The 25,957-nt window shown below is 67.3% G+C and carries 25 protein-coding genes; 13 read left to right on the forward strand and 12 right to left on the reverse strand.

Annotated features, from left to right (window positions below; all coding sequences use genetic code 11):
- Window positions 1-28 precede the first annotated feature (28 nt).
- The 3 genes from AvAM_RS21885 to creC all read left to right on the forward strand — a co-directional run bounded on the left by AvAM_RS21885 (window position 29) and on the right by creC (window position 2,911).
- Window positions 29-664, forward strand: a complete 636-nt coding sequence (locus AvAM_RS21885) for a MarC family protein (RefSeq protein WP_137749051.1) — start codon at window positions 29-31, stop codon at window positions 662-664.
- 6 nt (window positions 665-670) lie between these two features.
- Entirely contained in the window at window positions 671-1,378 is a 708-nt protein-coding gene (locus AvAM_RS21890) for a winged helix-turn-helix domain-containing protein (RefSeq protein ID WP_137749052.1), read from the forward strand.
- Window positions 1,379-1,444: 66 nt separating this feature from the next.
- Complete coding sequence (creC, locus tag AvAM_RS21895; RefSeq protein ID WP_137749053.1) at window positions 1,445-2,911, forward strand: two-component system sensor histidine kinase CreC; 1,467 nt, start codon at window positions 1,445-1,447, stop codon at window positions 2,909-2,911.
- On the opposite strand, the gene AvAM_RS21900 is transcribed toward creC, so the two are convergent.
- On the reverse strand, window positions 2,908-3,360 hold the full coding sequence (locus AvAM_RS21900; RefSeq protein WP_249368298.1) for a phosphopantetheine adenylyltransferase: 453 nt from the start codon (window positions 3,358-3,360) through the stop codon (window positions 2,908-2,910). The two genes, creC and AvAM_RS21900, sit on opposite strands and share 4 nt — an antisense overlap.
- 100 nt (window positions 3,361-3,460) lie before the next feature.
- Between AvAM_RS21900 and creD the strand changes: the two genes are divergently transcribed.
- The gene (gene creD / locus AvAM_RS21905; RefSeq protein ID WP_249368300.1) at window positions 3,461-4,957 is read left to right on the forward strand and encodes a cell envelope integrity protein CreD; all 1,497 of its coding nucleotides are present in this window, start codon (window positions 3,461-3,463) and stop codon (window positions 4,955-4,957) included.
- The gene (locus AvAM_RS21910) at window positions 4,954-5,319 is read left to right on the forward strand and encodes a hypothetical protein (protein WP_249368302.1); all 366 of its coding nucleotides are present in this window, start codon (window positions 4,954-4,956) and stop codon (window positions 5,317-5,319) included. The genes creD and AvAM_RS21910 overlap by 4 nt, the downstream gene beginning before the upstream one ends.
- A 142-nt stretch (window positions 5,320-5,461) precedes the next feature.
- On the opposite strand, the gene AvAM_RS21915 is transcribed toward AvAM_RS21910, so the two are convergent.
- The 4 genes from AvAM_RS21915 to AvAM_RS21930 all read right to left on the reverse strand — a co-directional run bounded on the left by AvAM_RS21915 (window position 5,462) and on the right by AvAM_RS21930 (window position 8,334).
- On the reverse strand, window positions 5,462-6,508 hold the full coding sequence (locus AvAM_RS21915) for a sensor domain-containing diguanylate cyclase (RefSeq protein WP_137749054.1): 1,047 nt from the start codon (window positions 6,506-6,508) through the stop codon (window positions 5,462-5,464).
- Window positions 6,509-6,706: 198 nt separating this feature from the next.
- Window positions 6,707-7,240, reverse strand: a complete 534-nt coding sequence (locus tag AvAM_RS21920; RefSeq protein WP_137749055.1) for a hemerythrin domain-containing protein — start codon at window positions 7,238-7,240, stop codon at window positions 6,707-6,709.
- Between the two features lie 173 nt (window positions 7,241-7,413).
- Complete coding sequence (locus AvAM_RS21925) at window positions 7,414-8,001, reverse strand: hypothetical protein (protein ID WP_137749056.1); 588 nt, start codon at window positions 7,999-8,001, stop codon at window positions 7,414-7,416.
- A 114-nt stretch (window positions 8,002-8,115) separates the two neighbouring features.
- Window positions 8,116-8,334, reverse strand: coding sequence for a CsbD family protein (locus AvAM_RS21930; protein ID WP_137749057.1), 219 nt, complete (start codon window positions 8,332-8,334; stop codon window positions 8,116-8,118).
- A 394-nt stretch (window positions 8,335-8,728) separates the two neighbouring features.
- On the opposite strand from AvAM_RS21930, the gene AvAM_RS21935 reads away from it, so the two are divergent.
- The 3 genes from AvAM_RS21935 to AvAM_RS21945 all read left to right on the forward strand — a co-directional run bounded on the left by AvAM_RS21935 (window position 8,729) and on the right by AvAM_RS21945 (window position 13,694).
- A complete protein-coding gene (locus AvAM_RS21935) occupies window positions 8,729-10,723 on the forward strand; it encodes a DUF1800 family protein (RefSeq protein WP_171012364.1) in 1,995 nt (664 codons plus the stop codon).
- 8 nt (window positions 10,724-10,731) lie between these two features.
- Entirely contained in the window at window positions 10,732-12,177 is a 1,446-nt protein-coding gene (locus AvAM_RS21940; RefSeq protein WP_137749058.1) for a DUF1501 domain-containing protein, read from the forward strand.
- Window positions 12,178-12,320: 143 nt separating this feature from the next.
- Window positions 12,321-13,694, forward strand: a complete 1,374-nt coding sequence (locus AvAM_RS21945) for an NAD(P)/FAD-dependent oxidoreductase (protein ID WP_137749059.1) — start codon at window positions 12,321-12,323, stop codon at window positions 13,692-13,694.
- Between the two features lie 69 nt (window positions 13,695-13,763).
- Here the strand turns inward: AvAM_RS21945 and AvAM_RS21950 are convergent, their stop codons facing one another.
- The 5 genes from AvAM_RS21950 to AvAM_RS21970 all read right to left on the reverse strand — a co-directional run bounded on the left by AvAM_RS21950 (window position 13,764) and on the right by AvAM_RS21970 (window position 18,499).
- Entirely contained in the window at window positions 13,764-14,534 is a 771-nt protein-coding gene (locus tag AvAM_RS21950) for a hypothetical protein (RefSeq protein ID WP_137749060.1), read from the reverse strand.
- A 147-nt stretch (window positions 14,535-14,681) separates the two neighbouring features.
- A complete protein-coding gene (locus AvAM_RS21955; RefSeq protein WP_137749061.1) occupies window positions 14,682-15,389 on the reverse strand; it encodes an ABC-type transport auxiliary lipoprotein family protein in 708 nt (235 codons plus the stop codon).
- 9 nt (window positions 15,390-15,398) lie between these two features.
- Window positions 15,399-16,364 carry an MlaD family protein gene (locus tag AvAM_RS21960; RefSeq protein WP_137749062.1) on the reverse strand — a complete coding sequence of 322 codons (966 nt, stop codon included), beginning with the start codon at window positions 16,362-16,364 and terminating at the stop codon, window positions 15,399-15,401.
- Complete coding sequence (locus AvAM_RS21965; protein ID WP_137749063.1) at window positions 16,364-17,224, reverse strand: ABC transporter ATP-binding protein; 861 nt, start codon at window positions 17,222-17,224, stop codon at window positions 16,364-16,366. The genes AvAM_RS21960 and AvAM_RS21965 overlap by 1 nt, the downstream gene beginning before the upstream one ends.
- Window positions 17,225-17,374: 150 nt before the next feature.
- The gene (locus tag AvAM_RS21970) at window positions 17,375-18,499 is read right to left on the reverse strand and encodes an ABC transporter permease (protein WP_137749064.1); all 1,125 of its coding nucleotides are present in this window, start codon (window positions 18,497-18,499) and stop codon (window positions 17,375-17,377) included.
- 290 nt (window positions 18,500-18,789) lie between these two features.
- Between AvAM_RS21970 and AvAM_RS21975 the strand changes: the two genes are divergently transcribed.
- Window positions 18,790-20,478, forward strand: coding sequence for a GMC family oxidoreductase (locus AvAM_RS21975; protein ID WP_137749065.1), 1,689 nt, complete (start codon window positions 18,790-18,792; stop codon window positions 20,476-20,478).
- A gap of 25 nt (window positions 20,479-20,503) precedes the next feature.
- Here AvAM_RS21975 and AvAM_RS21980 read toward each other — a convergent pair whose 3' ends face one another.
- Window positions 20,504-20,836 carry a hypothetical protein gene (locus AvAM_RS21980; RefSeq protein WP_137749066.1) on the reverse strand — a complete coding sequence of 111 codons (333 nt, stop codon included), beginning with the start codon at window positions 20,834-20,836 and terminating at the stop codon, window positions 20,504-20,506.
- A gap of 43 nt (window positions 20,837-20,879) precedes the next feature.
- Window positions 20,880-22,232: an ammonium transporter gene (locus tag AvAM_RS21985; RefSeq protein WP_137749067.1), complete on the reverse strand. Its 1,353-nt coding sequence runs from the start codon at window positions 22,230-22,232 to the stop codon at window positions 20,880-20,882.
- Between the two features lie 376 nt (window positions 22,233-22,608).
- Here AvAM_RS21985 and AvAM_RS21990 point away from each other — a divergent pair, with 376 nt between their 5' ends.
- The 4 genes from AvAM_RS21990 to AvAM_RS22005 all read left to right on the forward strand — a co-directional run bounded on the left by AvAM_RS21990 (window position 22,609) and on the right by AvAM_RS22005 (window position 25,929).
- A complete protein-coding gene (locus AvAM_RS21990; protein WP_137749068.1) occupies window positions 22,609-23,367 on the forward strand; it encodes a TSUP family transporter in 759 nt (252 codons plus the stop codon).
- A 250-nt stretch (window positions 23,368-23,617) separates the two neighbouring features.
- Window positions 23,618-24,379 carry an ABC transporter substrate-binding protein gene (locus AvAM_RS21995; protein WP_137749069.1) on the forward strand — a complete coding sequence of 254 codons (762 nt, stop codon included), beginning with the start codon at window positions 23,618-23,620 and terminating at the stop codon, window positions 24,377-24,379.
- Between the two features lie 21 nt (window positions 24,380-24,400).
- On the forward strand, window positions 24,401-25,183 hold the full coding sequence (locus tag AvAM_RS22000; protein ID WP_137749070.1) for an amino acid ABC transporter permease: 783 nt from the start codon (window positions 24,401-24,403) through the stop codon (window positions 25,181-25,183).
- Window positions 25,180-25,929: an amino acid ABC transporter ATP-binding protein gene (locus tag AvAM_RS22005; RefSeq protein WP_137749071.1), complete on the forward strand. Its 750-nt coding sequence runs from the start codon at window positions 25,180-25,182 to the stop codon at window positions 25,927-25,929. The genes AvAM_RS22000 and AvAM_RS22005 overlap by 4 nt, the downstream gene beginning before the upstream one ends.
- Window positions 25,930-25,957 lie beyond the last annotated feature (28 nt).

A 25,957-nucleotide genomic window follows, 5' to 3' on the forward strand; every position in this document is an offset into this window, starting at 1 on the left:
TGAGCACGCAGCAAAATGGAGAACTGATATGGACTTGAAACCCCTCATTACTTTGCTGGCCATCGTGAACCCGCTGGCCATCGTCCCGTTTTTCATCCACTACACCCAGGGCTTTTCGTACGCGCAGCGGCGCCGCACCATCCAGGTGGCCAGCTTCAGCGTGTTCTGCGTGATTGCGGCCTGTGCGCTGCTGGGCCTGCAGATCCTCGACTTCTTCAACATCTCGCTGCAGAGCTTTCAGGTGGGCGGCGGCATGCTGCTGCTCATCAGCGCGATGAACATGCTCAACGCACAGCCCGCCGAGGCCAAGCCCAGCACCAACGAGTACGAAGAAGGGGCAGAGAAAGCCGCCGCAGGCAGCAGCATTGCCGTGGTGCCACTCACCATCCCGCTGCTCACCGGCCCGGCCAGCATGTCCACCGTGGTGATCTATGCCGACCGCGCGCAGGGCGTGTGGCAGACGCTGGCGCTGGTGGGCTACGGCGTGGTCATCGCACTGGCCACGGCGGTGTGTTTCTCGCTGGCCGACCCGATTGCGCGCGTGCTGGGCAAGACCGGCATCAACGTGATGACCCGGCTCATGGGCCTGATCCTGGCTGCGCTGGCGGTGGAGGTGATGGCGGACGGGCTGGGCAAGATTTTCCCGGTCCTGATCGCGCGCTGACCGACCATGTCTGCCCGCCTGCTGCTGCTCGAAGACGACCCCGCCATCGCCCGCACCGTGGCCTATGCGCTGGAGCGCGACGGCCTGGCCGTGACGCACAGCCTGCTGGTGCACGACGCGCGCCAGCAGCTGCAGCGCGCACGTTTTGACCTGCTGGTGCTGGACGTGGGTCTGCCCGACGGCAGCGGCCTGGATCTGCTGCGCGATGTGCGCAATGCGCCGCCCACCGCCGCCCTGCCCGTGCTGATGCTCAGCGCCCATGGCGAAGAGATCGACCGCGTGCTGGGCCTGGAGCTGGGCGCCGACGACTACCTGACCAAACCCTTCAGCCCCCGCGAACTGGCCGCCCGCGTGAAGGCACTGCTGCGCCGCGCGGGCCATGGCAACGGCAATGGGCACACGGCCGCAGCACCCGCCGCCACGGCCACCGCGCTGTTCCACGACGACGAGGCCGGCCAGCGCATCAGCCTGCGCGGCCAGGCCCTGCCACTGACCCGGCGCGAATACCGCCTGCTGTCGCACCTGCTGCGCGGCGCAGGCCGCATCCATTCGCGCGACACCCTGCTGGCCGCCGCCTGGGGCGACGACAGCGAAAGCACCGACCGCACGGTGGACACCCACATCAAGACCCTGCGCGCCAAGCTGCGCGAGGTGGCCCCTGGGCGCGAGTACATCAGCACGCACCGGGGCATGGGTTACTGCCTGGACATCTGAAGCCAAATTAGCTGCCAGCGCCCCTTTGAAAAGCGCTGGCAGCTATTGTTTTTGAAGTAACGCACCATGCGCCTCGGCATCCGCCTGCTGTTCGCCTTCTTCCTCATCAACGGTATCGCCGCGTTCTTTGTGCTGCGCGTGTTCATGGCCGAGATCAAGCCCAGCGTGCGGGAGGTGATGGAGGACATGATGGTGGACACGGCCAACATCCTGGCCGAGCTGGCCAGTGAAGACCTGGCCGCCGGGCGGCTGGCGGCGGGGGCCGACAACAGCAGCACCAGCCCGTTTGCCCAGCATGTGCGCCGCTACGCCACGCGGCCCATCGACGCGGCGATCTGGGGCTTTTCCAAGCAGTCGCTCGACTACCGCATCTATGTGACCGACACCACGGGGCGCGTGCTGTTCGACTCGGAGAACCGCGCCATCGGTGCGGACTATTCGCAGTGGCGCGACGTGGCGCGCACGCTGCGGGGCGAGTACGGCGCGCGCTCCACCCGCGATGTGGAAGATGACGACACCAGCGGCGTGATGCATGTGGCCGCGCCCATCTATGTAAAGAGCCAGATCGCGGGCGTGCTCACCGTGGCCAAGCCCACGCGCACGGTGCAGCGCTTCATCGACCGGGCCGAGCGCAAGGTGTTCATGGGCGGGCTGTTGCTGCTGGCGCTGTCGGCCGCTGTGGGCGTGGCGGTGACGCTGTGGATGGTGTGGAATGTGCGCCGCCTGCGTGACTACGCACTGAGCGTGCAGGGCCCTGCCGATGGCGAGCGCCACGATCCGAGACTTCCGCCCCCCACGGCCCTGGCCGTGCCCGAGGTGCCCGGCGAGCTGGGCGACCTGGCCCGCGCCATGGACCGCATGCGCGCACGGCTGGAGGGGCGCGACTACATCGAGGGCTATGTGCGCGCGCTCACGCACGAACTCAAGAGCCCCGTGGCCGCCATCCGCGGCGCGGGCGAGCTGCTGCAGGACGAGCTGCCCGCCGCCGACCGCGCCGAGTTTGCGACCCAGGTGGTGCAGCAGAGCGAGCGCCTGCAGCGCATCATTGACCGGCTTCTGGAGCTGTCCAAGCTTGAGCAGCGCCAGCATGCCGAAGGCCGCGCGCCCGTGGCGCTGCACGACTGCGCCGAGGCCGCCATTGCCCAGACCCGCGCCCGTGCCGGGCAGCGCGGCATCGCCCTGGCCCTGGGAGGCCACGGCACCAGCGGCCCGTGGGAGGCCGAGCTGGTGACGCTGGCGCTGACCAACCTGCTGGACAACGCCATCGACTTTGCGCCCGCAGGCAGCACGGTGCGGGTGGAACTGGACGGCGCCACGGTGGCCGTGCAAGACAGCGGCCCCGGCGTGCCCGAGTACGCGCTGCCACGCCTGGGCGAGCGCTTTTTCACCACCGCACGACCGGGCGGCGAGCGCAGCGGATCGGGCCTGGGGCTGGCGATTGTGCAGCGCGTGATGGCGCTGCATGGGGGGCGCATGGCGACACGCAATACCTCCCCGGGGTTGCGGGTGACGCTGGAGTTTCCCGCCGGTTAGCGTGGAGGGCACAGGTGCAATGCCAGCGCCACGACCAGCAAGGCCAATGCCACCAGGTCCACCCAAACGACCGTCACCAACGAAGCACTGAGCGTGCTGTTCGGCTGCACCCACGACAGCAGCAGGAACGACACCACACTCACCAACCCCGCCACCAGGGCCAGCCGATGCAGTTCGGGGCGCAATGCGGCATATCCCAAGAAGGCGGCCAGCAACCCGAAGAGCACGGCACGGTGGCGCAACAACAGTTCCACGCCCGTATCCCGCACTGAAATGCCGTACAGCTGCACCAGTTTGTCCGCACCCAGCACACCCACCAGCGGCAGCGCGTGGATCACTGCCACAACAACCAACACGACCGGAATCCCATAGCGCATGTAGAACTCCTTCACTGCAATGCGCCGTTTGTAGGCCCCAGGCAAGTGGCTGTCGATGACATGGCAGGTCATGCAGCGCAAAGCGCCACTTCACACCCGCCTCACAAACTTCATAGCGCCCTCACAGCGCGCCACAACACTGCCCCCACAACAGTCACTTGTGGAGGATCTTTTGTTCAAACACCCTTTGTTCACCAAGCTGGCGGCGCTGACCGCCATCACCGTGTTGCTGCTCTTTGGTCTGGGCCTGATCGAAGACGTGGTGCGCGACCGGCTGCGCTACCGCAGCATCACCGCGCAAAGCGTGGCCGAGAGCCTGGCCGGGCCGCAGACGCTGATGGGCCCCATGATCCACAGCGCCTGCGTGGAAAGCTGGGATGAAGAAGTCGGCAAGGGTGACGAGCGCCGCATGGTCGAAAGGCGCCGCGAGCTCATCCTGACTGCCATGCCCGAGCAGCTCAAGCTCACCACCGGCGCCGCGATGGAAGAACGCGCACGCGGCCTGCACAAGGTGAACACCTACAACCTCAAGGCCAACGTGACGGCGCAATGGGGTTCGCTGGCCAGCCTGCTGCCGCAGAGCAGCATGAAGAATTCGCGCATGCACTGCGGCGCGCCCATTGTGATGATGGCCGTGGGCGATGCGCGCGGCATCCGCACCGCGCAGTTCACGATGGGCAGCCAGGCGCTGGCCCTCAAGCCCGGCACCTTCCACCCCACCTACAGCCGGGGCCTGCATGCGATGCTGCCCGAATCCGTGCGCGGCAAGGCCGACGGCCTTACGGCCACCTTGGACCTGGAACTGGTGGGCACCGAGCGCCTGGCCATCGTGCCGCTGGGCGGCAACACCGAGGTGCTGATGACCAGCAGCTGGCCCCACCCGTCGTTCGGGGGCCGCTTTCTGCCATCGGAACGCGAGATCAAGAAGAGCGGTTTCTCGGCCCAGTGGCGCCTGTCGTCACTGGCCACCACGGCGCAGGCCGACATTGCCAGCGGAAAACGCATCTGTCTGGGCGCGGATGAGGGCAGCGACTATGCGCACACCGGGGCCACGCCGGGCGACTGCGCCGACAGCTTCAGCGTGGCCTTCATCGATCCGGTGAATCCCTATTCCCTCTCGGACCGCGCCACCAAGTACGGCGTGCTGTTCATCGCCCTCACCTTCGTGGCCGTGGGCCTGTTCGAGCTGATGAAGAAGCTGCGCGTGCACCCGGTGCAATACCTGCTGGTGGGCAGCGCGCTGTGCAGCTTCTTCCTGCTGCTGGTGAGCCTGTCGGAGCACCTGCCGTTTGGCATCTCCTACGCGGTGGCCGCCAGCGCGTGTGTGCTGCTGCTGGCTTACTACGCCAGCCACATGCTGGGCGGGCTTGCGCGCGGGATTCCGCTGGGTGCGGGCATTGCGCTGCTGTATGGCCTGCTGTACGTGCTGCTGCAGCTGGAGCAGACGGCGCTGGTGGTGGGGGCGATTGCGCTCTTCCTGGTGCTGGCGGCGGTGATGGTGCTGACGCGCAAGGTGAACTGGTACGGGCTGTCGCAAGGCGGCGGCACACCAGGCCGCCCCATGCCGCCCAAGCCACCGTCCACACCGCCCTCATCGCCCATGCCACCCACACCAGCCGCGCCCACCGCACCGGCCCGCCCAGTCACCCCACGCACGGAGGCCGCATGACACCCGGCGCCCTGGGCCCACAGCCCGGCATCCCGCCAGCCCCTCGCACCTGGGCCGCGCACCTGGCCCAGGGCCAGGGGGGTGCGGGCCCCCACACCCCGGCATTGGCAACGACACTGACGGCGGCCGAAGCCGCACGTGTGCAGCGCCACCGCGACCAGTTGATGAACGCGCTGCGCGCCCGGGACCGGGTGGCGCTGCTCAGCGCCAAGCAGCAGGTGCTGGAGGCGGCCTTCAGCCCCTGCGAGGCGACCGGCGTGGCCGGTGCTGCAACAGCGCCATCGCCCGCCTTGCGCCGTGCGCTGCGTGATCTGACCTGGCGCATGGCGGCGCTGCTGCTGCCGCGCAGCCCCCGCCATTGAGCCGGTGGCCAAACCCTGCATGCCTGCGTGGGCGTGCAGGGTTTTTTTCATATCTTCAAAGCCAAAGAACACAAAGAAATACGGCCCCTGCGCGCATCCATATTGCGCCAATAGCTATCAAAAACAGAGCAAATTAACTATACTAGACAACCACCGTACGGCTGCGGCCTTCCCGCTTGGCGGTGTACAGCGCGGAATCGAGCAGGCGCAGGGTCACGTCGAGCGGGCGCAGCGGGTCCAACAGCGTCAACCCCATGCTGACGGACAACAGGTGCGGCGGTTCGATCCCGGGCAGGGGCTGCTGGGCCAGCGCGGCGTGCACACGCTGCGCCACGGCCTGGGCCTGCTCCACCCCGGTAGAGGGCAGCAGGGCCATGAACTCTTCCCCTCCCCAGCGGCCCAGCACGTCGGCCGCACGGAACACATCGCGGCACAAGGAGGCAAACAGCTGCAGCGCCTGGTCCCCCACATGGTGGCCATGCACGTCATTGATGCGCTTGAAGTGGTCCAGGTCCATCATCAGCAGGCAGGTGGGCTCACGACCCCGCTGCAGCAAGGCCAGCTCCTGCCGCAAGCGGTCGGTGAAGGACCGGCGGTTGGCCAGCCCGGTCAGCACGTCGGTGTGGGCCAACACCGCCATCTGCTGGCGCGCAGCGTCCAGTTCGGCCAACATCTGGCCCTGGCGGTCGTTGGCACGTTGCAGCTCCAGCAGCCGGACCACCTGGCGCGCCAGGGCACTGAGCAGGTCCTGCACCCGCTGCGAGAGCTGGCGCGGGCGGTGGTCCAGCACACAGAGGGTGCCCAGGGCGTAGCCGTCGGGGGTGACCAGCGGGGCGCCCGCGTAAAAACGCAGCGGGTGTTTCTGGGTGACGATGCCGTAGTGCGCAAACCGCACATCCTGGGCCAGGTCGGGCACGATGAACACACCCGGCTGCCGGATGGCGTAGCGGCACACCGATTGGTCCAGCGGAGTCTCCCGCTCAGGCAGCCCCTGCGCGGACTTGAACCACTGGCGGTCGCGGTCCACAAAACTCACCTGGGCCACCGGCGCATCACACACATGGCCTGCGATGTCGGCCAGCTCGTCGTAGGCTGGCTCCATGGGGGTGTCGAGAATTCCGTAGCGATGCAGGGCCAGCAGGCGCTCGGTGTCATCGACCGGGGCTTCGGGGGAGGAGGTTGCGGCCATGGAGCAAAGCGGCCATGCCGCCCACACTTGCCTTGAAGAAAGGCAGCATGCCACACAAGTGACGCCCGCGCACGGGTAGAAGCACGCTTGCGGCCGCACACGGCATGCCGCGCCGGGGCGGGCCGACGGGGTGGTGCGTAAGGGCTGAGTTTCCTGGTGCGGCAGTAGCTACAGCCCTGTGGCCTGCCCTCCCGGTCTTCAGGCCGGAGCGGTTTGCCGGTTGGAGGCGTCTTCGCGGCCATCTGCGGGCGCATCGCCTGCGTCCGAGCAGGTGGCACCGCCACAGCCCTGGATCAGTTCACCGGGCAGCGCCTGCGGTGCGTGCACCACGCCGGTGGCAGGGTCGAAACCCACGCGGCGCAGGTGCAACGCCAAAGCGGCATCCATGCTCTGCGCATGCTGGGGGAACCACAGGGCCAGTTCGCTGGCCATCACGCGCAGCACCTTCAGGTCGCCCTGCGCGGCCCGTGCGGCGCCTTCGCGCATCACCTGCAACACCACGCGGTGCTGCATGCTGTGGCAATTGCCCGAGGCAAACCGGGTGGAGGCCATCCAGGCGTCTTCCTGGCCGAAGTGCTGGTCGGTGTGCTCCACCAGCGCCTGCCAGGCCAGCGGCAATTGCGCGTCCTCGGCCTGCTCCACGGCGGCCAGCAGATCGACGAACTCCCGGTGGGTGTCGTCCATCAAGGGCAGATCCAGGTTCAGAGCGTCCGACCATTCGAGTTGGGCCATGGGTGTCTATCCCTCTGCCATCCGGCAAAAAACAACGGGGGTAAAAATGGGAAAGCCCAGCTTAGAACCCGCCCTGCCACCCTGTATTGATGCAAGTCAGGCAATCCCGCCTGCACACGTTAAAAAGCCCCGCCAGGGCGGGGCTTGTGCGAGAAATTGCGCGGGGACCGCGATCAGCTCTTGCCGTACATGCGCTTGATGTCATCCACACAGGCCGACTTGGCGTTGCCCGACAGCGCATCGCAGCGCTCCTTGGCCGCCTGGTAGTTGGCGTCGTTCTTTTCTGCGTTGGCTTCCTTGCGGGCTTCAGCCACGGCGGCGGCCTTCTCTGCCGGGTTGTCCGCTGGCTTGGCCTGCACAGCGGCCACCTTGGCGTCTTCCTTGGCCTTCACATGGGCGGCCTTGGCATCTTTTTCGCAGACATCCTTCTCATTGCCCTTGAGGTCGTCGCACTTTTCCTTGGCGACTTCGTAGGCAGCGTCAGCGCGGGCTTCGGCGACTTTCTGGGTGTTTCTGGGGCTGGGCTTGTACTGGGCGTCCAGCTCGGCCTTGGCCACTTTGTCCTTGCCCTTGGCTTCCTTCTGGCAGATGTCCTTGGCGTTGGCGCTCAAGGCATCGCATTTTTGCTTGTCGGCCTTGTAGGCGGCTTCAATGCTGTCCTTGGCGGCCTTGTGTTCGGCCGGGGTCATGGCAAAGGCAGATGTGGCCACCAGACCGGCAGCCACGGCGGCAATCAGCGTGCGTGCGGATTGGAATTGCATGGAGTTCTCCTCTGCATCAGGGTGGTGCAAAAAAAGGGGGGGAGGCGGGCGGCAGGGCCTGCCTGCTGCTGCGATAGGCGGGCAGCACAGCACGGGGTGTGCAGCCCCGGCCCATCAATCGTTGAAGTGGAAGCCCGGATGGCGTTCCTGCCATTCCTTGAGCTGCTTTTCGGCCGCTTCACGGGCCAGACCCTGGCGTTCCTGCAGCTTGCCCAGGAACTGCTCGCGCTTGCCGTCGATGACGTCCAGATCGTCGTTGGTGAGCTTGCCCCACTGCTCGATCATCTTGCCCTTGAACTGCTTCCAATTGCCCTTGATGGTGTCTTCATTCATGGTTGCATCCTTCAAAAACCTCGCCCTGGCCATCCACCCGGAATGCGTGGAAACACTGCGTGGGGCGATGGGTTCACTGTAAAAACGAATGCGTCGGAGGCCCGTAGTCCATGCCAAGCGGCGCGCGTGGGCGTCGGCCTACGGGGCTGAAGGACAGGGCCGACGGCCCGGGCGCAGTCCCGCGTGCTGCAAGGGCTGGCAAAGGGCCGAACGCCCTGCCGGGGCCTCGCCAGGCCACAAAGTGTTGCAATTGCCCATCATTCCGCGCCCTGGGCTTCCGCATACGCCCAAGGAACCGTTTCTCTTCGTAACACTTGTGTTCCCGGCCGCCGTCTGCCCTGTGATTAAGTGGCGGTTGCGCCATTTGGACAGCGCGCGTTTCACCACGATCACCATGACAAACACATACGAGGAACCTCTGGCCACCCAGGTTGCAGAGGACGCAGAGGGCGAATCCGTCACCGCAGCGCAGGCCGCACCGGCTGAGCGCGGCCACGCACCGTTGCTGACAGCGCTGTTCGCCTCAACCGCCGCACTCGCAGCCTGTGGCGGCGGCAGCGAGGACACTCCTCCAACCAGCCCGCCCATCACAGCCCCGCCAGGTTCCGCGCCTGCACCGGCACCGACGCCTGCCACTCCCGGCCCAGCACCAACGCCCCCCAGCCCGTCTCCGGCACCCACCCCAACCCCCAGTCCCGCACCCAGCCCGACGCCAGCCCCACCACCCCCTGCTGTCGGCAACTACGCCTACCCCGCCGCCGCTACCGACCAAGAAGCAGCCCGCTTCCTTCTGCAGGCGCAGTTCTCGGCCTCCACCGCAGAGATTGCGGCCCTGCGCGCCACCACCTACGCTGACTGGCTACGCACCCAGTTCAGCGCACCCGCCAGCCAGACCGGCTGGGACTGGCTGAACCAGCGCGGTTACTCCGCCATCAGCGACAGCACGGCCTACTACGACAACTCCTACCCGGCGGACTACATGATCTGGAAGCAGCTCATGACCTCCCCCGACAGCCTGCGCAAGCGCGTGGCCCTGGCGCTCTCCGAAATCTGTGTGGTGTCGCTCACGGGGGTGGACATCACCTGGCGCTGCCATGCCATGGCCTGGTACTGGGACCAGCTGGTCAACAATGCGTTTGGCAACTACCGCTCGGTGCTGGAAAACGTCACGCTGAACGCGGCCATGGGGTACTACCTCAACACCCGGGGCAACCAGAAGGAAAACGCCGCCACCGGCCGCCAGCCGGACGAGAACTACGCCCGCGAAATCATGCAGCTGATGTCCATTGGGCTGGTGGCGCTCAACCCTGATGGGACGACCAAGAAGGACGGCGCGGGCAAGCCCATCGACAGCTACACGATGGACGATGTGACCAACCTCGCACGGGTGTTCACCGGCTACGACTACGACCAGACGCAGAACGTGCCCACCACCGTGCCAGGCACCTCGCGGGTGGTTTCCAACACCACCTTTGCACGTCTGCCCATGGCGCTCAATGCGTCGCGCCATTCCACCCTGGCCGCCACCTTCCTCGGCACCACTGTGCCAGCCAATACGCCTGGGGCTGCCGCGCTCAAGACGGCGCTGGATACGCTGTTCAACCACCCCAACGTGGGCCCATTCATCGGCAAGCAGCTCATCCAGCGCCTGGTGACCAGCAACCCGTCACCCGCCTACGTGGCGCGCGTGACGGCGGCCTTCAACAACAACGGCGCGGGCGTGCGCGGCGACATGCGTGCCGTTGTCCAGGCCATCTTGCTGGACGATGAAGCGCGCTCCCCCACCGGGCTTACCCAACCCGGCTTCGGCAAGCTGCGCGAACCCATGCTGCGCCTTGTGCAATGGGGCCGCACCTTCGGGCTGAACTCGGCCCAGGGCAGCTGGAAGATCGGCGACCTGACCGACCCGGGTTCGCGCCTGGGGCAGAGCCCGCTGCGTTCACCCTCGGTGTTCAACTTCTTCCGCCCGGGCTATGTGCCCCCATCCACCGCGCTGGCGACCACCGGGGCCGTGGCGCCCGAGTTCCAGCTGGTCAACGAAAGCAGCGTGGGCGGCTACCTCAACTACATGCAAGGTGTGATCCGCAGCGGCATTTTTGTGAACGCCCCGGAGCTGCCCAACAACGCCAGCACATCCAACAATGGTTACGACATCAAGGCCACTTACGCCAACGAACTGGCCATCGTGGCCGATGCCGATGCTCTGGTGGCGCGCATCAACCTGCTGATGTGTGCGGGCCAGCTCTCGGCCGCCACGGTCAAACTGATCTCGGACGCCCTGAAGGCCACCCCCGTCACGGCGGCCAGCACGGACAACGCCAAGCTCGACCGCGTCGCAGCCGCCGTCTTCCTGGTGATGGCTTCGGCCGAATACCTCGTTCAAAAGTAAGCCCCGCCATGCACCTGCTTCAACCCGAACTTCACACCCGCCGCGCGTTCCTGCGCCGCTCCACCCAGCTGGGCCTGGCGGGCACCGCCCTGCCCTTTGCACTGAACCTGGCCGCCATGGGCGAGGCGGCGGCCTTCACGGCCACCGACTACAAGGCCCTGGTCTGCGTCTTCCTGTACGGCGGCAACGACTACGCCAACACCGTGGTCACCTACGACGACGACAGCTACAACCGCTACAGCACCATCCGGGGCGGCGGCTCCGGCCAGACAGCGGGCGGCATTGCGCTGGCCAAGGCTGACCTCACCCCCACCCTGCTGACGCCCACCACCGCCCTGCCCGGCAACCGCCAATATGCGCTGCACCCGGCCATGACGGGGCTCGCAGGCCTGTTCAACAGCGGCAAGGCCGCCGTGCAGCTGAACGTGGGCCCGCTGATCGTGCCCCTGACACGCACGCAGTACAACAGCGCCGACCGCACCACATACCCCATCCCGCCCAAACTGTTCTCGCACAACGACCAGCAATCGGTGTGGCAGTCCTCGTCGCCCGAGGGTTCCACCGTGGGCTGGGGCGGCAACATCGGTGACCTGGCGCTGTCGTCCAACGGCAACTCGCTGTTCACCTGCATCTCGGTCACGGGCAATGCGGTGTTCCTGTCGGGCGACTCGGCCCTGCAGTACCAGGTCAGCACCAACGGCGCCGTAGCCATCAACGGCGTGAAGAACAACGTCTACGGCTCCTCGGCCGTACGCACTGCCCTCACTTCGCTCATCCAGCAAGGCAGCACGCAGACGCTGGAAAACGAATACACCCGGGTCACCACCCGCGCCGTCACGGCCGAAAGTCAGATCACCAGCGGCCTGTCGGCCGTCACGCTGGCTACGACCTTCCCCAACAACAACTCGCTGGCCAACCAGATGAAGATGGTGGCGCGCCTCATCGGTGCGCGCTCGGCACTGGGCAGCAAGCGCCAGGTGTTCATGGTGTCGCTGGGCGGTTTCGATCTGCACGACAACCTCATTGCCCAGCAGCCCGTACTGATGCAGCGCGTGAGCGAGGCCATGACCGCGTTCTACAACGCCACCGTCGAGCTGGGCGTGGCCGACAAGGTCACCGCCTTCACCGCCTCGGATTTCGGCCGCACGCTCAGCTCCAACGGCGACGGCTCGGACCACGGCTGGGGCGGCCACCACCTCATGGTGGGCGGCGCGGTCAAGGGCAAGGCCTTCTACGGCAAGGCGCCACCGGTGAGCAACACCAACACCACCGATGCCAACGACCAGTGGCACGTGGGCCAGGGCCGCCTGCTGCCCAGCACCTCGGTGGACCAGTACGCCGCCACGCTGGCCAGCTGGTTTGGCGTGAGCAACAGCGAACTGGCAGGCGTGCTGCCCAACCTCAGCCACTTTGGCGGGGCCGACTACCCGACCAACCTGGGCTTCATGGCCTGACGCGCGCCCCCTGAGCGGCTGCGCCGCTCGGGGTGTCTGCCAGAGGCGCCCTCGCAGCAGGGTGGGCCTGGCCCGGCGGCCCCAGTCCGGGACAGCCCCGCGTCGCAGGCCGCCCGGAATCTGCAAGCCCCAATAATGGAGGCATGACCACCTCCTCCGCTCCCTCGCCCCGCCCCCGTGTTGTCATCATCGGCTGCGGCTTTGGTGGCCTCGAAGCGGCCCGTGCGCTGCGCGGCGCCGCCGTGGACGTGACCCTGGTGGACAAGACCAACCACCACCTCTTCCAGCCCCTGCTCTACCAGGTAGCCACGGCCGGGCTGTCGGCCCCGGCAATTGCGGCGCCCATCCGGCACCTGTTTCGCCAGCAGCGCAATGCCACCACCTTGCTGGGCGAAGTCACGCGCATCGACGTGGCCCGGCGCAGCGTGCAACTGGCAGACGGCGGCCACCTCCCCTACGACCACCTCATCGTCGCCGCAGGCGCCACCCATAGCTACTTTGGCCGCGACGACTGGGCGGCCTATGCGCCCGGCCTCAAGACCCTGGACGATGCCTTCGAGATCCGCCGCCGCGTGCTGCTGGCCTTCGAAGCCGCCGAGAAGGAGCCCGATCCCGCGCGCCGCGCCGACTGGCTCAACTTTGTGGTCGTGGGCGCGGGCCCCACGGGCGTGGAGATGGCGGGCACCCTGGCCGAGATCGCGCGCCACACGCTGCCCGGCGAGTTCCGCCACATCGACCCGGCCAGCGCCAAAATCATCCTGCTCGAAGGCGGCACCCGCGTGCTGCAGGCCATGCCAGAACGCTTAAGCCAGCGCGCCAAGGAACAACTCGAAAAGCTGGGCGTGGACGTGCGCCTGGGCGCCCGCGTCACGGCCATCGATGCCCAAGGTTTGAGGGTCGAATCAGCCTCCTCCGCGCAACCATCAAACCCCAATAGCTATCAAATAAATAGCAAATGCATTGTCTGGGCTGCGGGCGTGGCTGCCTCCCCCCTGGGCCGCCACCTGGCCGAAGCCACTGGCGCCCCCACCGACCGCGCAGGCCGCGTGGTGGTTGCGCCCGACCTGGGCCTGCCCGGCCATCCCGAGATCAGCGTGATCGGCGACTTGGCAGCCGCCAAGAGTCACATGCCCGGCCACGAGCCCACGCCCGTGCCTGGCGTGTCGCCCGGCGCCAAGCAGATGGGCCGTGCCACCGCCGCCAACATCTTGTGCCGCCTGGCCGGCCAGCCCACCCAGCCGTTTCGTTACCGCGACTACGGCAACCTCGCCACCATCGGCCGCAACTCGGCTGTGGTGGACCTCACCTCGCCCGCCGGGCCGGTGCGCTTCTCAGGCTACTTCGCGTGGCTGTTCTGGCTGTTTGCACACGTGTACTTCCTGATCGGGTTTCGCAACCGGCTGGTGGTGCTGCTCGACTGGGCCTGGGCGTACTGGAGCTTTGCGCGGTATGCGCGGGTGGTGACGGGGATCGAGGAGCGACCTGCCGACGCTGCCAAGGCAGGCCCCACGCCCTAGCGCAGGCGACGGGGCCGCAGCGCCCTGCCCTGTGGGCACGAAACGCCTGCTGAGCGCAGGCTACGACTGTCAGCGGTCGCCGCGCGGGCCCGCGATCTGCGCGACCAGTTCGGGCAGCGTGAGCTTGGTGGCCATCTTGTGCCGCAGGGTTTTGAGTTCCGCCATCACGGCCTGCAACTCCCCTGGCGTAGGCTGCAGCGGCCGCAGGCACTTGGCCAGCACGGGCAGCACTTCGCGCCGCATGAAGCGGCCGCCAGCCAAGGCGATCTGCACGATCACCAGCACCACCCCCAAGGCCATGCACACCAGCACCGCCAGATCAGCCGAGTCTGGCGCCACCTTGCGCACGAGGGCTGGCCCCGCCATCATCAGGCCCAGCGCAACCAGGGCCGCGATGCCGACCTCCTTGTCGAAATGGGTCGATGCAAACCGTTTCTCCACCTTGGGCGACAGCAGCAGAAAGGGGCTGCGGATCAGCGCCTTGCGGTCGTCGGCGTGCAAGGCATGCGGGTCGCGGCGCAGCTGCCGCTCCAGATCCAGGCGGTCCTTCCAGGCCTGCTCCAGGTCCGGAAAGGTCTGCCGCGCCAGCTCGGGCAAGGGCAGCGGCTTGGGCGCCACAGTGGCGTAGTGCGTGGGCTCGGCATTGAACGCAGTGCCGCACTGCGCGCAAGTGCGCTCGTAGCCCACCAACTCCCCCTGACTCACGGTGACGTAGTACAGGTGCCCTGCAGAGCCAATCCGCCGCAGCACAAAAGCGCGGGGTTTGCGGCAGATAGGACAGAAGTCGGCCACATGGCCGAGCTTGCGATAGACGAGCTTCTTCCCCCAGACGATGAACATGGCATTCCCTCTCGAACCTGTTGTGTGATTTTTTGGATGCGGGAACCCACATGGTACGCACTGGCGTGGCAGGTGAACATGCGCGACGCCCCTCACAACAACATCTGTGCAACGGTCCGCCAGCCGCGAACCGTGCCAGCTGCGGCGCTACGGTCTGGCGTCGCCCACCTGTTCCACCCACGCCGCCAGCTCCTGCGCCACGCGGCCCGAGGCGTCGGCCAGTGCCGCCACCCCACCCGCCGCGTCGGCCGAGCGGGCGGGTTGCTGGGCGATGAACACGCGTTGGCCACGCAGGGATTCGCCCGCCGGTGTCAGTTCGACCACCGTGGCGCGCAGGCGCACCACGCCGCTGCTGTCGGTGGGGCTGGTGAACAGGTGGCTGAATTCCTCCAGCTCCACACGCAGCACCAGCGGCAGCTTGCCGCCCTGGGCCGGGTCGCGGGCCTGGGCGGCGCCGTCGTCAGCTTTCAGGATGGCGCGGCGCTGGCCCAGCTGCTCGCGCAGGCGCTGCTGCACCAGCTGAGCGGGTGGCTGGCTCCAGCGCGCCTGGCTGTAGGGGCGCAGCTGCTGGCCATCGGCATAGGCCAGGCGGTAGAGCACGGCGTTGCTGCCCTCGGGCAGGCCGGTGCTCTCCACGTCGGCCAGGGCCAGTGGCGGCAAGGGCGCACGGCGGTCGGTGGGCGCCGGGGCCACGGCGCCCGGGCCGAAGTCGTACAGCGCGGGGCGGGCGGGCGGGGCGGGCAGGGCCGAGCAGCCGGCCAGTACCAGCAGCGCGGCCGAAAGGCCTAGGCCAAAAATGCCTTTAGCACTTGATGAATAAGCGCTAGCAGCTATGTTTTTAATAGTAATTTTCATGGCCACTCCTCAAGGTGCCGCAAAGCCTTGTTCACCCGGCCCGGGCGGGATGCGGCCCGAGCCGTAGATGAACAGCTGCGGGTTGTCGGTGATGCCCCCGGCCGCACGCCCCAGCTGGCGCGCGGCGCGCGAGGTGTCGTCGGCGGCGCGGTTCACACGCGGCAGCGTGGTGGTGCTGAACTGATCGGCCGCGCGGGCCAGCGACTGGGTGCCGGTGGTGATCTGGTCGATGGCGCCACCTTCGGCGTTGAGGCGCTGGGTGGTCTTGCCCAGGTCTGCCGCCAGGGCCGACACACCGGCGCCCGCCTGCTGCAGCGATTGCAGGGTCTGGCGCGCGTCGCTGGCCAGGGGGGGCAGTGCGGCCAGGGCCGGGTCCAGGCGCTGGGTCACGGTGGCGTCGAGCCGCTGCGTGAGGGTGTTGACGCTGCCCGCCGCCTGGCCGATGTTCGACAGCGCTTCGGTGAGCTTTTGCTGGTTGTTGTCGGAGAGCAGCTGGTTGATGCGGCGCGTGGCTTCTTCCACCTGGGTGAGGATGGCCGGGGCCTGCTCGGCCAGCTTGCCAAATGGCGAGGGCTTGAGCGGCAGGCGCGGCAGGCCGCTGGGGCCGGGGGGCAGCTCGGGGTAGGGCTTCTCGGCATCGTCCAGCAGGATGTGGGCCAGGCCGGTGACGCCCTGGTAGCCCAGCACGGCAAAGGTGGTGGGGCTGATGGGCGCCTGTTCGTTGACGGCGATGCGGATGAGCACGTTGCCGGTGACCTGCGGGTCAAACCCGATGCGCGTGACCTTGCCCACAGCCACGCCTTTGTAGCGCACGGCAGCCTGCGACTGCAGGCCGCTCACGCCGTCGCGGGTGGAGAGTTCGAACTGCTCGTAGCTGGCGTTGTCGCGCGTGAGCCAGACGGCCAAGCCTGCCAGCATGGCGGCGACCACCAGCACAAAGATGCCGGCGGCGAGGGCGTGGGACTTGTTTTCCATCAGCGGGGTTCCTTTGCGGGCGTGGGCGCGGCGGTGGGCTCCACGGGTTGCACCGGGGCCATGGCGCGCTGGCCACGTTCGCCCAGGAAGAAATGTTCGATGAACGGGTGCTTGAAGTGCGCCACCTCATGGGGTGGCCCGGTGACGATGACCTTCTTGTCGGCCAGCACGGCCACGCGGGTGCTGAGCGCAAACAGGGTGTCCAGGTCGTGCGTGACCATCACCACCGTGAGCCCCAGCGCCGCACGCAGCTCGCGCAGCAGGGCGCAGAAGTCGTCGGAGCTGCTCGGGTCCAGCCCGGCGGTGGGCTCATCGAGCAGCAGCAGCGGCGGGTCCATGATGAGCGCACGCGCCAGCGACACGCGCTTGACCATGCCGCCCGACAGGTCGGCCGGCATGCGCGTGGCGTGTTCTGGCTTGAGGCCCACCATCTGCAGCTTGACCAGGGCCGCGTCGCGCACCAGGTCGTCGGGCAGCGTGCCCTGCTCGCGCAGCGCAAAGGCCACGTTGTCGAGTACGTTGAAGGCCGAGAACAGCGCGCCGTGCTGGAATAACATGCCCACCCGGCTGGCCGCGCCCTCGCGCCCCATCTCCGAGGCCGGGCGGCCCAGCACCGTGACCTGCCCCCGCGTGGGCCGCGCCAAGCCGAGGATCTGGCGCAGCAGCACGGTCTTGCCCGTGCCCGAGCCCCCCACCAGCGACAGCATCTCGCCGCGCTGCACGGCGAAGTTCAGGTCCTGGTGCACGGTAAAGGCCTCGCTGCCTTTGCCAAAGGTGGTCCAAAGACCGCGCACATCCACAATGGGCGGCTCGCCCGGCGCGACGGCGATGTGTTCGGGTTGGGCGACGCGCTCAGTCATGGCTGCCCTTCCCATCTTTCAACAGACCCGTGACGCAAGATACTGACGCGCCCCCATGCCCGTGCCACCGTGGAGCTGGCTTTGCCAGGCCACGGGTGGCGTCCCCCCATCGGGGGGAAGACGCGAAGCGGCTCAGGGGAGGCTTCCTGGTCATATGCCGATGTTCTTGAAAGCCACCGCAAACAGCGCGTCCACGATGATCACCATGGTGATGGACGACACCACCGACGCCGTCGTGCCTTCGCCCAGGCTCTGCGTGTTGGGCTTGACGCGCAGGCCCCAGTGGCAGCCGATGAGCGCGATGAACGCGCCAAACACCACCGACTTGGCCATGGCCAGGCCGAGGTTGCCGATCTTCACGGCGGCGGGCAAAGCCTGCACAAAGTAGGACGGCGAGATGCCCATCGAGATATCGGCCGCCAGCATGCCCCCGGCCAGCGCGGCCAGCGTGGTCCACACGCTGATGAGCGGCATGGCCAGCGCCAGCGCCAGCGTGCGCGGCATCACCAGCCGAAAGCCGTGGGGGATGCCCATCACGCGCATGGCGTCCAGCTCCTCGGTCACGCGCATCACGCCAATCTGCGCGGTGATGGCCGAGCCCGAGCGGCCCGCCACCAGGATGGCCGCGAGCATGGGCCCCAGCTCGCGGATGAGGGAGATGCCCAGGATGTTGACGATGAACGACTCGGCGCCAAACTGCCGCAGCTGCAGGCTCATCAGATAGGCCAGCACCACACCAATCAAAAACCCCACCAGCGCCGTGATGGGCAGGGCCGTGGCCCCCATGCGGTACAGGTGGCCGGACACATCGCGCCACGGCCCCTTGCGCGGCGCGCGCGCCAGGCGCACCAGGTCCAGCACCAGCTGGCCCACCATCTCCAGCAGGTGGCGCGCGTGGTCCACACCATGCAGCACCAGCACGCCCAGGTGGTCGATCTGGTCGCCCAGGCGCCAGGGCTCGGGCGGGGGGGCAATGGTGGTGAAACCGGCCACACGCGAGAGCATGGTGCGCTGGCCCTCGGTGCAGGCCAGTTGCGCGGGCCAGGCGTGTTGCCAGTGGTTCCAGAGCAGCTGGGCGCCCACATGGTCCAGCCATTGCAGTTCGCGCAGATCCCAGCCCAGGGTGGGACTAGCGGGGCAATTGCGCAACTGTGCGGACACGGCCTCCCACTGCGCCTCGCTGCCCAGCTCGGCCGCACCCCAGCGCCCACGCAACTGCGCGCAAGGCCCCTGGGGCGTGTCGGCGCGAACAATGCACGGGATGTGGTCGGTCATGGGTCGGGCTGCCAAGGCAACCAGAAGGAAGTGGAAGTCAAGAAGCAGAAAGGAAGAGCGTGCATGGTAGCGGACCGTGCACGGCCCGCCCCCACCAGCCCCCGGATCGCAAGCACAGGCGGCCCTTGGTGACATGTAATTATTATCAAAACAGGCTCCTGCGCGCCACCAGCAAACCCAAGTAGCTACCAAATATGTAGCAATCCACACACACCCTATCGACAGGGCCCGAGCGTTCCGCACAATGGCCCACCGTTACCACCCTTGTTCTTTGCCCCGCGATCCCACCCATGAGCGACACCACGTTTGACACCATCATCATCGGCGGGGGCACGGCCGGTGCCTTGCTCGCCAACCGCCTGAGCGCCGACGGCCGCCACCGCGTGCTGCTGATCGAGGCGGGCCGCAAGGACGACTACCACTGGATCCACATCCCCGTGGGCTACCTGTACTGCATCGGCAACCCGCGCACCGACTGGCTCTACAACACCGAGCCCGACGCGGGCCTGAACGGCCGCACGCTGCGCTACCCGCGCGGCAAGACCCTGGGCGGCTGCAGCAGCATCAACGGCATGATCTACATGCGCGGCCAGGCGCGCGACTACGACCAGTGGGCCGAGCTGACGGGCGACGCCAGCTGGCGCTGGGACAACGCCCTGCCCTACTTCCGCCGCCACGAGGACCACTGGCGCCTGGACCAGCCCGGGGCCGTGAACGAAAATTTCAAGCGCCTGCACGGCAACAAGGCCACCGGCAGCACGGGCGAGTGGCGCGTCGAGAAACAGCGCCTGCGCTGGGACGTGCTGGATGCCTTTTCGCACGCGGCACAACAAGCGGGCATCCCGGCCACCGACGACTTCAACAGCGGCAGCAACGAGGGCGTGGGCTACTTCGAGGTCAACCAGAAAAGCGGCTGGCGCTGGAACACCGCCAAGGCCTTTTTGCGGCCCACCTGCTATGGCCGCCCCAACTTCGAGATGTGGACCAGCGCGCAGGCATCCAAGCTCATCCTCGAAACCCAGCCCGACGGCAGCCAGCGCTGCACCGGCGTGCTGGTGTGGGATGGCAACGAGATGGTCACCGCCCGCACCACGGGTGAGGTGATCCTGAGCGCGGGCGCCGTCAACTCGCCCCAGCTGCTGCAGCTGTCGGGCATCGGCCCCGCCGCGCTGCTGCGCCAGCACGGCGTGGAGGTGAAGGTGGACCTGCCCGGTGTGGGCGCCAACCTGCAAGACCACCTGCAGATTCGCGCGGTGTTCAAGGTGCAGGGTGTGCAGACGCTCAACACCATGGCCAACTCGCTGGTCGGCAAGGCCAAGATCGGGCTTGAATACGCGCTCAAGCGCAGCGGGCCCATGAGCATGGCGCCTTCGCAGCTGGGAGCGTTCACCCGCAGCAGCCCCGACCAGCCCTACCCCAACATCGAATACCACGTGCAGCCGCTGTCGCTCGATGCGTTTGGCGAGCCGCTGCACAGCTTCCCGGCGTTCACGGCCAGCGTGTGCAACCTCAACCCCACCAGCCGGGGCACGGTGAACATCAAGAACGCCGACTTCAAGACCGCCCCCGCCATCGCGCCCAACTACCTCAGCACGACCGAAGACCGCCAGGTGGCGGCCGACAGCCTGCGCGTCACGCGCCGCATCGTGGCCCAGCCCGCAATGGCCAAGTACCAGCCGCAGGAGTGGAAGCCGGGCGTGCAGTTTGAAAGCGACGCAGATCTGGCGCGCCTGGCAGGTGACATTGCCACCACCATCTTCCACCCCGTGGGCACCACCAAGATGGGCCGCGACGGCGACCCGATGGCCGTGCTGGATGCCCAGCTGCGCGTGCGTGACGGGCGCGGCGGTGTGGTGGCAGGCCTGCGCGTGGTGGATGCGGGCGCCATGCCCACCATCACCAGCGGCAACACCAACTCGCCCACGTTGATGATGGCGGAGAAGGCGGCCGAATGGATCATCGCCGCGCGGCGGGCGTGACGCCGGAGGGATTACACAGGCCCGGTCAGCGGATACCGCCCACATAGCGCGGCACTTCGGGCGGCGGCGGTGGCGGAGGTGGTGCCAGGCGCTGGCGCACCGCTTGTGCGGCCACATCCAGCAAGGGCTTGCGCGTTGCGGGCGCAGGTTCCTGGTGCACGGCGTGGTCCAGCCGGTCGGCCCATTCGGCCAGCTCGGGCGCGTTGTCTTCCTGCGCACGCAGGCGGGCAAAGCGCACGATCTCCAGCGCGTACTCGTGGTTGGCCGCCATCCATTCGGTGTCGGTCACGCGCCCCGTCTTGCGGCGCAGCAGCACGTGCAGATGGGCGGCAATGGCAAGCTTGTCGGAATCGGGCATGGTCGGCTCCTTGTGGCATTTCAGTCATCCAGGGCGCTGTGGGTCAACCCCCTAGGTGCTCGCGGTGCTGGGCGATGTCGAGCCCGGTCTGCTCGCTCTGCTCGTCCACCCGCAGGCCCATCGCAAAGTTGACGAGCCACAGCAGCGCGGCCGTCACCACCAGGCTGTAGGCCATCACCGCGCCCACACCAATGGCCTGGGTGAGCAGGCTGCCTGGCACACCACCCACCGTGCGGCTGGCCAGCACGCCCGTGAGCAGCGAGCCCACGATGCCGCCAATGCCATGCACGCCAAACACATCGAGCGAGTCGTCCACCCGCAGCAGGCGCTTGAGCCCCGTGGCGCCCCAGTAGCAGGCCAGCCCGGCCACCAGGCCAATCACGACGGCCGAGCGCAGCGTGACAAAACCGGCAGCGGGTGTGATGGCCACCAGGCCCGCCACCAGCCCGGAGCACAGCCCCAGCAGCGACGGGCGCCCGCGCACCACCCACTCGCCCAGCATCCACGCCAGCGCCCCGGCCGCGGCGGCCAGGTGCGTCACTGCCATGGCCAGCCCGGCACGGCCATCGGCCGCCACGGCCGAGCCCGCGTTGAAGCCAAACCAGCCCACCCACAACAGGCCCGCGCCCGCCATGGTGAGCCCCAGGCTGTAGGGCTCGAAGGGCTCGCGGCCATAGCCCGAGCGGCGGCCCAGGAACCACGCGCACACCAGCCCGGCCACACCCGCATTCACGTGCACCACCGAGCCGCCCGCAAAGTCGAGCGCCCCCATCTGCGCCAGCCAGCCACCTGGCTCCCACACCCAGTGCGCCACCGGGGCATAGACCACCAGGGTCCACAGGCCGACGAACACCAGCATGGCGGCAAACCGCATGCGCTCCACCAGCGCGCCCACCAACAGCGCGGCGGTGATGATGGCAAACGTGAGCTGGAACATGGCGTACACCGATTCGGGGATGTGGGGCGCCACATGGCTCACCGCGAGCTTGCCGCCTGCGAGGTCAAAGTCCAGCCCCGCAAACCCCGCACGCTCCCAGCCCCCCAGCCAGGCATTGCCGGGCGTGAAGGCGAGGGAATACCCCGCCGCAAACCACAACAGGCTGACCAGCGCCGCAATCGCCACCACGCTGGCCATGGTGTTGAGCACATTCTTCTTGCGCACCATGCCCGCATAGAACAGTGCAATGCCCGGCAGCGTCATGAGCAGCACCAGGGCGGTGGAGGTCATCATCCAGCCGGTGTGGGCGGCATTCACCGTGTCCTGGGCCACCAGGGCGGGGCGGGCGAGGGGCGCCGCCACGGCGGGGGCCTCCGGCACGCCCTGCGCCAAGGCGCAGGTGCAAAGCCCCAGACACAACGACACGACCGCAACGACCCGGTGGTTGACTGCACGCATGCACGCTCCCTTACGCAATTTGTTACGAACGCATTGCACGAGCCATGCCAGCCCCATCCCACCGAATCGGGGCACAGCCCCCTGCGGCAAGCCGACCGGTGCCCAACAACGGGGGGCGGGAAACCCCCAATGCACCAGCGGGGTGCAGCCGTTACAGTCACGGCACTCGAAAGCGCGCTTCGGTGTGCCAAGCGAGGGGCCCGAGGAGACACTCTTTCTACCAACAACCAAATTCAAAGCACCCAACGAGGTGCATCACTTTCCAGGCGCTGGCGATCCCAGCGCCTTTTTCTTGCCCGTTCGAAAAGTGACCCCGGGCGCCCAGCGCACAAGTTCAGTCCTGAATTGATAGCACTCCAGGTGCGAAAATAGCGCCATGGAATGGATTTTGATGACCCTGGCCTCGCTGCTCGCAGGCTTTGTGGATGCGATTGTGGGTGGCGGGGGCCTGGTGATGGTGCCCGCCTTGTTTGCGGCATTTCCGGGGGCGCCACCGGCCACGCTGCTGGGCACCAACAAGGCCGCCTCGGTGTGGGGCACGGCCATGGCCACCTGGCAGTACAGCCGCCGGGTGCAGATTCGCTGGCAGGCCATGCTGCCCGCCGCCGCTGCGGGTTTTGCGGGGTCGTTTGCCGGGGCCTGGGCCGTCACCGTGGTGTCGGCCGACTTCCTGCGCAAGCTGCTGCCCCTGGTGCTGCTGGCGGTGCTGGTCTACACCCTGGCCAAGAAGGACCTGGGCAAACACCACACGCCGCGCTTTGCGGGCCGCACCGAGGTGCTGGTGGCCGGCCTGATCGGCGTGCTCATCGGGTTCTATGACGGCTTCTTCGGCCCGGGCACCGGCAGCTTCTTTGTGTTCCTGTTCGTGCGGTTGCTGGGCTACGACTTCCTCAACGCCTCGGCCTCGGCCAAGCTGCTCAACTGCGCCACCAACATCGCCGCCATCGTGCTGTTTGCGGCCAAGGGCCATGTGTGGTGGCACTTTGCCGTAACGCTGGCCGTGGCCAATGTGGTGGGCAGCCTGCTGGGCACCCACATGGCGCTCAAGCACGGCACCGGCTTTGTGCGCGGCATCTTCATCCTGGTGGTGAGCACGCTCATCCTCAAGACCGGCTATGACGCCTTCTTACGCTAACGCCGGGCCCGAAAACCGCTCCCGAAAGTTCGGGAGCCCCGTCTAAACCTGTTGTGAATAGGCCCACAAGCGCCCGCTGGGGGTTGTCCGCAGTGTCAAGGAAAAAGTTCACATCTTTATAATCGTGTCCATTTGATGACGGCAGGCTTCGCCATTGGCGATGACCCCGTCCGCAATCCCCGAGCCTCCGGCCTGCTTACCCGCATGCCGGATTTTTTGTACCTGAAATACCCCGTACAGGACCCATCCCATGAAATTGTTCAAGGCTGTCGCCACCGCCCTCGCGCTCTGCGCCGCATTTGCCGCCCAGGCCCGGACACTGGACGAGGTGAAGAAGGACGGCAAGATCCTCATCGCCACCGAAGGACAGTTCGCCCCGTTCAATTTCTTCAACGGCACCACACTGACCGGCTTTGAAGTGGAAGTGGCCGAACTCGTGGCCAAGAAGATGGGCCTGGCCATCCAGTGGAAAACACTGGGCTTCGACGCCCTGCTGACCGGCCTGCGCCAGGACCGCTGGGACCTGGTGATCGCCTCGCACGGCATCACCGAAGAGCGTGCCAAGGCCGTGACCTTCACCGAGCCCCACTACTGCTCAGGCGGCATGATCATCGCCATGGACCCCGCCATCAAGAGCGCCAAGGACCTGGCCGGCAAGATCGTGGCCGTGCAGACCGGCACCAGCTACCTCGAGAACGTGCAGAAGGTCTCGTCCATCAAGGAAATGAAGAACTTCCCCACCGACGTGGACGCGCGCAGCGCCCTGAACTCGCGCCGCGTGGACGCCTGGGTGACCGACCGCTTCGTGGCCAAGGCCGTGGCCGAGAAGAACCCCGGCGCGGGCTTCAAGCTGGGCGACATGCTGTTCATCGAGCGCATCGCCGCCGCCGTGGCCAAGGGCAACAGCTCGCTGGCTGGCGGCTGGAACAAGGCCCTGGCCGAAGTCATGGCCGATGGCAGCTACGCCGCGCTGTCCAAGAAGTATTTCAACGAAGACGTGCGCTGCCAGTAAGCACGCCCAGGGTTTTTCTTCATGCTCACTGCCCTTTGGCCACAGCGCTGGTCCCGCCAGCAGCGCAGCAACGCCACGCTCGTCTCCGCCGTCATCCTGATGGTGCTGGCGCTGGCGCTGCTGGGCCAGTTGCTCTCCTTCCTGCCCGAGCCCATTGGCTCCAACGCCCAGGCTTTTTCTGATGGCGCGCGCACCACGCTGTGGCTCACGCTGATCAGCGGAAGCGTTGGCCTGGTGCTGGGCACCGGTGCGGCCCTGGCCCGCACCGCACGCTGGGCCGCTGTGCGCTGGGCAGCCAGCTTCTACATCTGGGTCATCCGCGGCACGCCACTGCTGGTACAGATCCTGTTCGTGTACTTCGCGCTGCCGGTGCTGGTGCCGGGCCTGAACCTGCCGGACTTTGCTGCCGCCGTGCTGGCCCTGGGCCTGAACGTGGGTGCCTACAACGCCGAGGCCATCCGCGCCGGCCTGCTGGCCGTGCCCCGTGGCCAGACCGAAGCCGCCAAGGCCTTGGGCCTGGGCCGCATGCATGTCTTTCTGGACGTGGTGTTTCCGCAGGCGTTCAAGATCTCGTTGCCACCGCTGGTGAGCAACTTTGTCGCGCTGCTCAAGGACTCGTCGCTGGCCTATGCGATTGGCGTGGTGGAGCTGACCAACGTGGGCAACCGCATCCAGTCGGCCACCTTCCAGCCGATCGCCACGCTGTCCACCGTGGCCATCACCTACCTGCTGCTGACCACGCTGGTCACGCAGATCTCGAACGCGGTGGAGTACCGCTTCGACGTGGAAGGCCGCAACCAATGACGACGGGCCAAGCCACTCCATTCATCGTCGTGGACCGGGTGTGCAAGTCGTTTGGCGCCCACCAGGTGCTCAAGGACGTATCGACCACCTTCAACACCGGCGAGGTCACCGTGATCATCGGCGCCTCGGGCTCGGGCAAGAGCACCTTGCTGCGCGCGATCAACCGGCTGGAGCCCCACGACAGCGGCACCATCACCATTGGCGGCGAGCCCGTGGGCGACGACCAGCACCTGCTGCAAAAGCAGCGCAGCGAGGTCGGCATGGTGTTCCAGCAGTTCAACCTGTTCGGCCACATGAGCGTGCTGGACAACGTGGCGCTGGCGCCGCGCCGCATTCGCCACACACCACGCGCGCAGGCCAACGAGCAGGCCCTGGCCCTGCTGCGCCGCGTGGGCATGCAGGACCATGCGCACAAGTACCCCTGGCAGCTGTCGGGCGGCCAGCAGCAGCGCGTGGCCATTGCGCGCGCGCTGGCCATGCAGCCCAAGGTGATGCTGTTCGACGAACCCACCTCGGCCCTCGACCCCGAGATGGTGCAGGAGGTGCTGGACGTGATGCGCGAACTGGCCCGTGGCGGCATGACCATGATCGTGGTGACCCACGAAATGGGCTTTGCGCGCGAGGTGTCCGACCGCGTGATGTTCTTCGACCAGGGCCGCATCGCGCACGACGCACCCCCAGCCGAATTTTTCAGCAACCCTGCCAACGACCGCATCCGCGCCTTCATCGGCCGCATGGGGGCCTGAGATCCAGGCCCATGCGCACCGCATAACA

The sequence above is a fragment of the Acidovorax sp. NB1 genome (assembly GCF_005405905.1).
Taxonomy (GTDB): Bacteria; Pseudomonadota; Gammaproteobacteria; order Burkholderiales; family Burkholderiaceae_C; genus Acidovorax.

Excerpts from the sequence above, each read along its gene's own strand:
- AvAM_RS21990 (WP_137749068.1), top strand. The coding sequence starts at position 22,609 with ATGGAATGGATTTTGATGACCCTGGCCTCGCTGCTCGCAGGCTTTGTG.
- creC (WP_137749053.1), top strand. The coding sequence starts at position 1,445 with ATGCGCCTCGGCATCCGCCTGCTGTTCGCCTTCTTCCTCATCAACGGT.
- AvAM_RS21925 (WP_137749056.1), bottom strand. The coding sequence starts at position 8,001 with ATGCAATTCCAATCCGCACGCACGCTGATTGCCGCCGTGGCTGCCGGT.
- AvAM_RS22000 (WP_137749070.1), top strand. The coding sequence starts at position 24,401 with ATGCTCACTGCCCTTTGGCCACAGCGCTGGTCCCGCCAGCAGCGCAGC.
- AvAM_RS21950 (WP_137749060.1), bottom strand. The coding sequence starts at position 14,534 with ATGTTCATCGTCTGGGGGAAGAAGCTCGTCTATCGCAAGCTCGGCCAT.
- AvAM_RS21935 (WP_171012364.1), top strand. The coding sequence starts at position 8,729 with ATGACAAACACATACGAGGAACCTCTGGCCACCCAGGTTGCAGAGGAC.
- AvAM_RS21885 (WP_137749051.1), top strand. The coding sequence starts at position 29 with ATGGACTTGAAACCCCTCATTACTTTGCTGGCCATCGTGAACCCGCTG.
- AvAM_RS21985 (WP_137749067.1), bottom strand. The coding sequence starts at position 22,232 with ATGCGTGCAGTCAACCACCGGGTCGTTGCGGTCGTGTCGTTGTGTCTG.
- AvAM_RS21940 (WP_137749058.1), top strand. The coding sequence starts at position 10,732 with ATGCACCTGCTTCAACCCGAACTTCACACCCGCCGCGCGTTCCTGCGC.
- AvAM_RS21995 (WP_137749069.1), top strand. The coding sequence starts at position 23,618 with ATGAAATTGTTCAAGGCTGTCGCCACCGCCCTCGCGCTCTGCGCCGCA.
- AvAM_RS21960 (WP_137749062.1), bottom strand. The coding sequence starts at position 16,364 with ATGGAAAACAAGTCCCACGCCCTCGCCGCCGGCATCTTTGTGCTGGTG.
- AvAM_RS21980 (WP_137749066.1), bottom strand. The coding sequence starts at position 20,836 with ATGCCCGATTCCGACAAGCTTGCCATTGCCGCCCATCTGCACGTGCTG.
- AvAM_RS21900 (WP_249368298.1), bottom strand. The coding sequence starts at position 3,360 with ATGACCTGCCATGTCATCGACAGCCACTTGCCTGGGGCCTACAAACGG.
- AvAM_RS21890 (WP_137749052.1), top strand. The coding sequence starts at position 671 with ATGTCTGCCCGCCTGCTGCTGCTCGAAGACGACCCCGCCATCGCCCGC.
- AvAM_RS21945 (WP_137749059.1), top strand. The coding sequence starts at position 12,321 with ATGACCACCTCCTCCGCTCCCTCGCCCCGCCCCCGTGTTGTCATCATC.
- AvAM_RS21910 (WP_249368302.1), top strand. The coding sequence starts at position 4,954 with ATGACACCCGGCGCCCTGGGCCCACAGCCCGGCATCCCGCCAGCCCCT.
- AvAM_RS21920 (WP_137749055.1), bottom strand. The coding sequence starts at position 7,240 with ATGGCCCAACTCGAATGGTCGGACGCTCTGAACCTGGATCTGCCCTTG.
- AvAM_RS21975 (WP_137749065.1), top strand. The coding sequence starts at position 18,790 with ATGAGCGACACCACGTTTGACACCATCATCATCGGCGGGGGCACGGCC.
- AvAM_RS21930 (WP_137749057.1), bottom strand. The coding sequence starts at position 8,334 with ATGAATGAAGACACCATCAAGGGCAATTGGAAGCAGTTCAAGGGCAAG.
- AvAM_RS21915 (WP_137749054.1), bottom strand. The coding sequence starts at position 6,508 with ATGGCCGCAACCTCCTCCCCCGAAGCCCCGGTCGATGACACCGAGCGC.
- AvAM_RS22005 (WP_137749071.1), top strand. The coding sequence starts at position 25,180 with ATGACGACGGGCCAAGCCACTCCATTCATCGTCGTGGACCGGGTGTGC.
- AvAM_RS21970 (WP_137749064.1), bottom strand. The coding sequence starts at position 18,499 with ATGACCGACCACATCCCGTGCATTGTTCGCGCCGACACGCCCCAGGGG.
- AvAM_RS21955 (WP_137749061.1), bottom strand. The coding sequence starts at position 15,389 with ATGAAAATTACTATTAAAAACATAGCTGCTAGCGCTTATTCATCAAGT.
- AvAM_RS21965 (WP_137749063.1), bottom strand. The coding sequence starts at position 17,224 with ATGACTGAGCGCGTCGCCCAACCCGAACACATCGCCGTCGCGCCGGGC.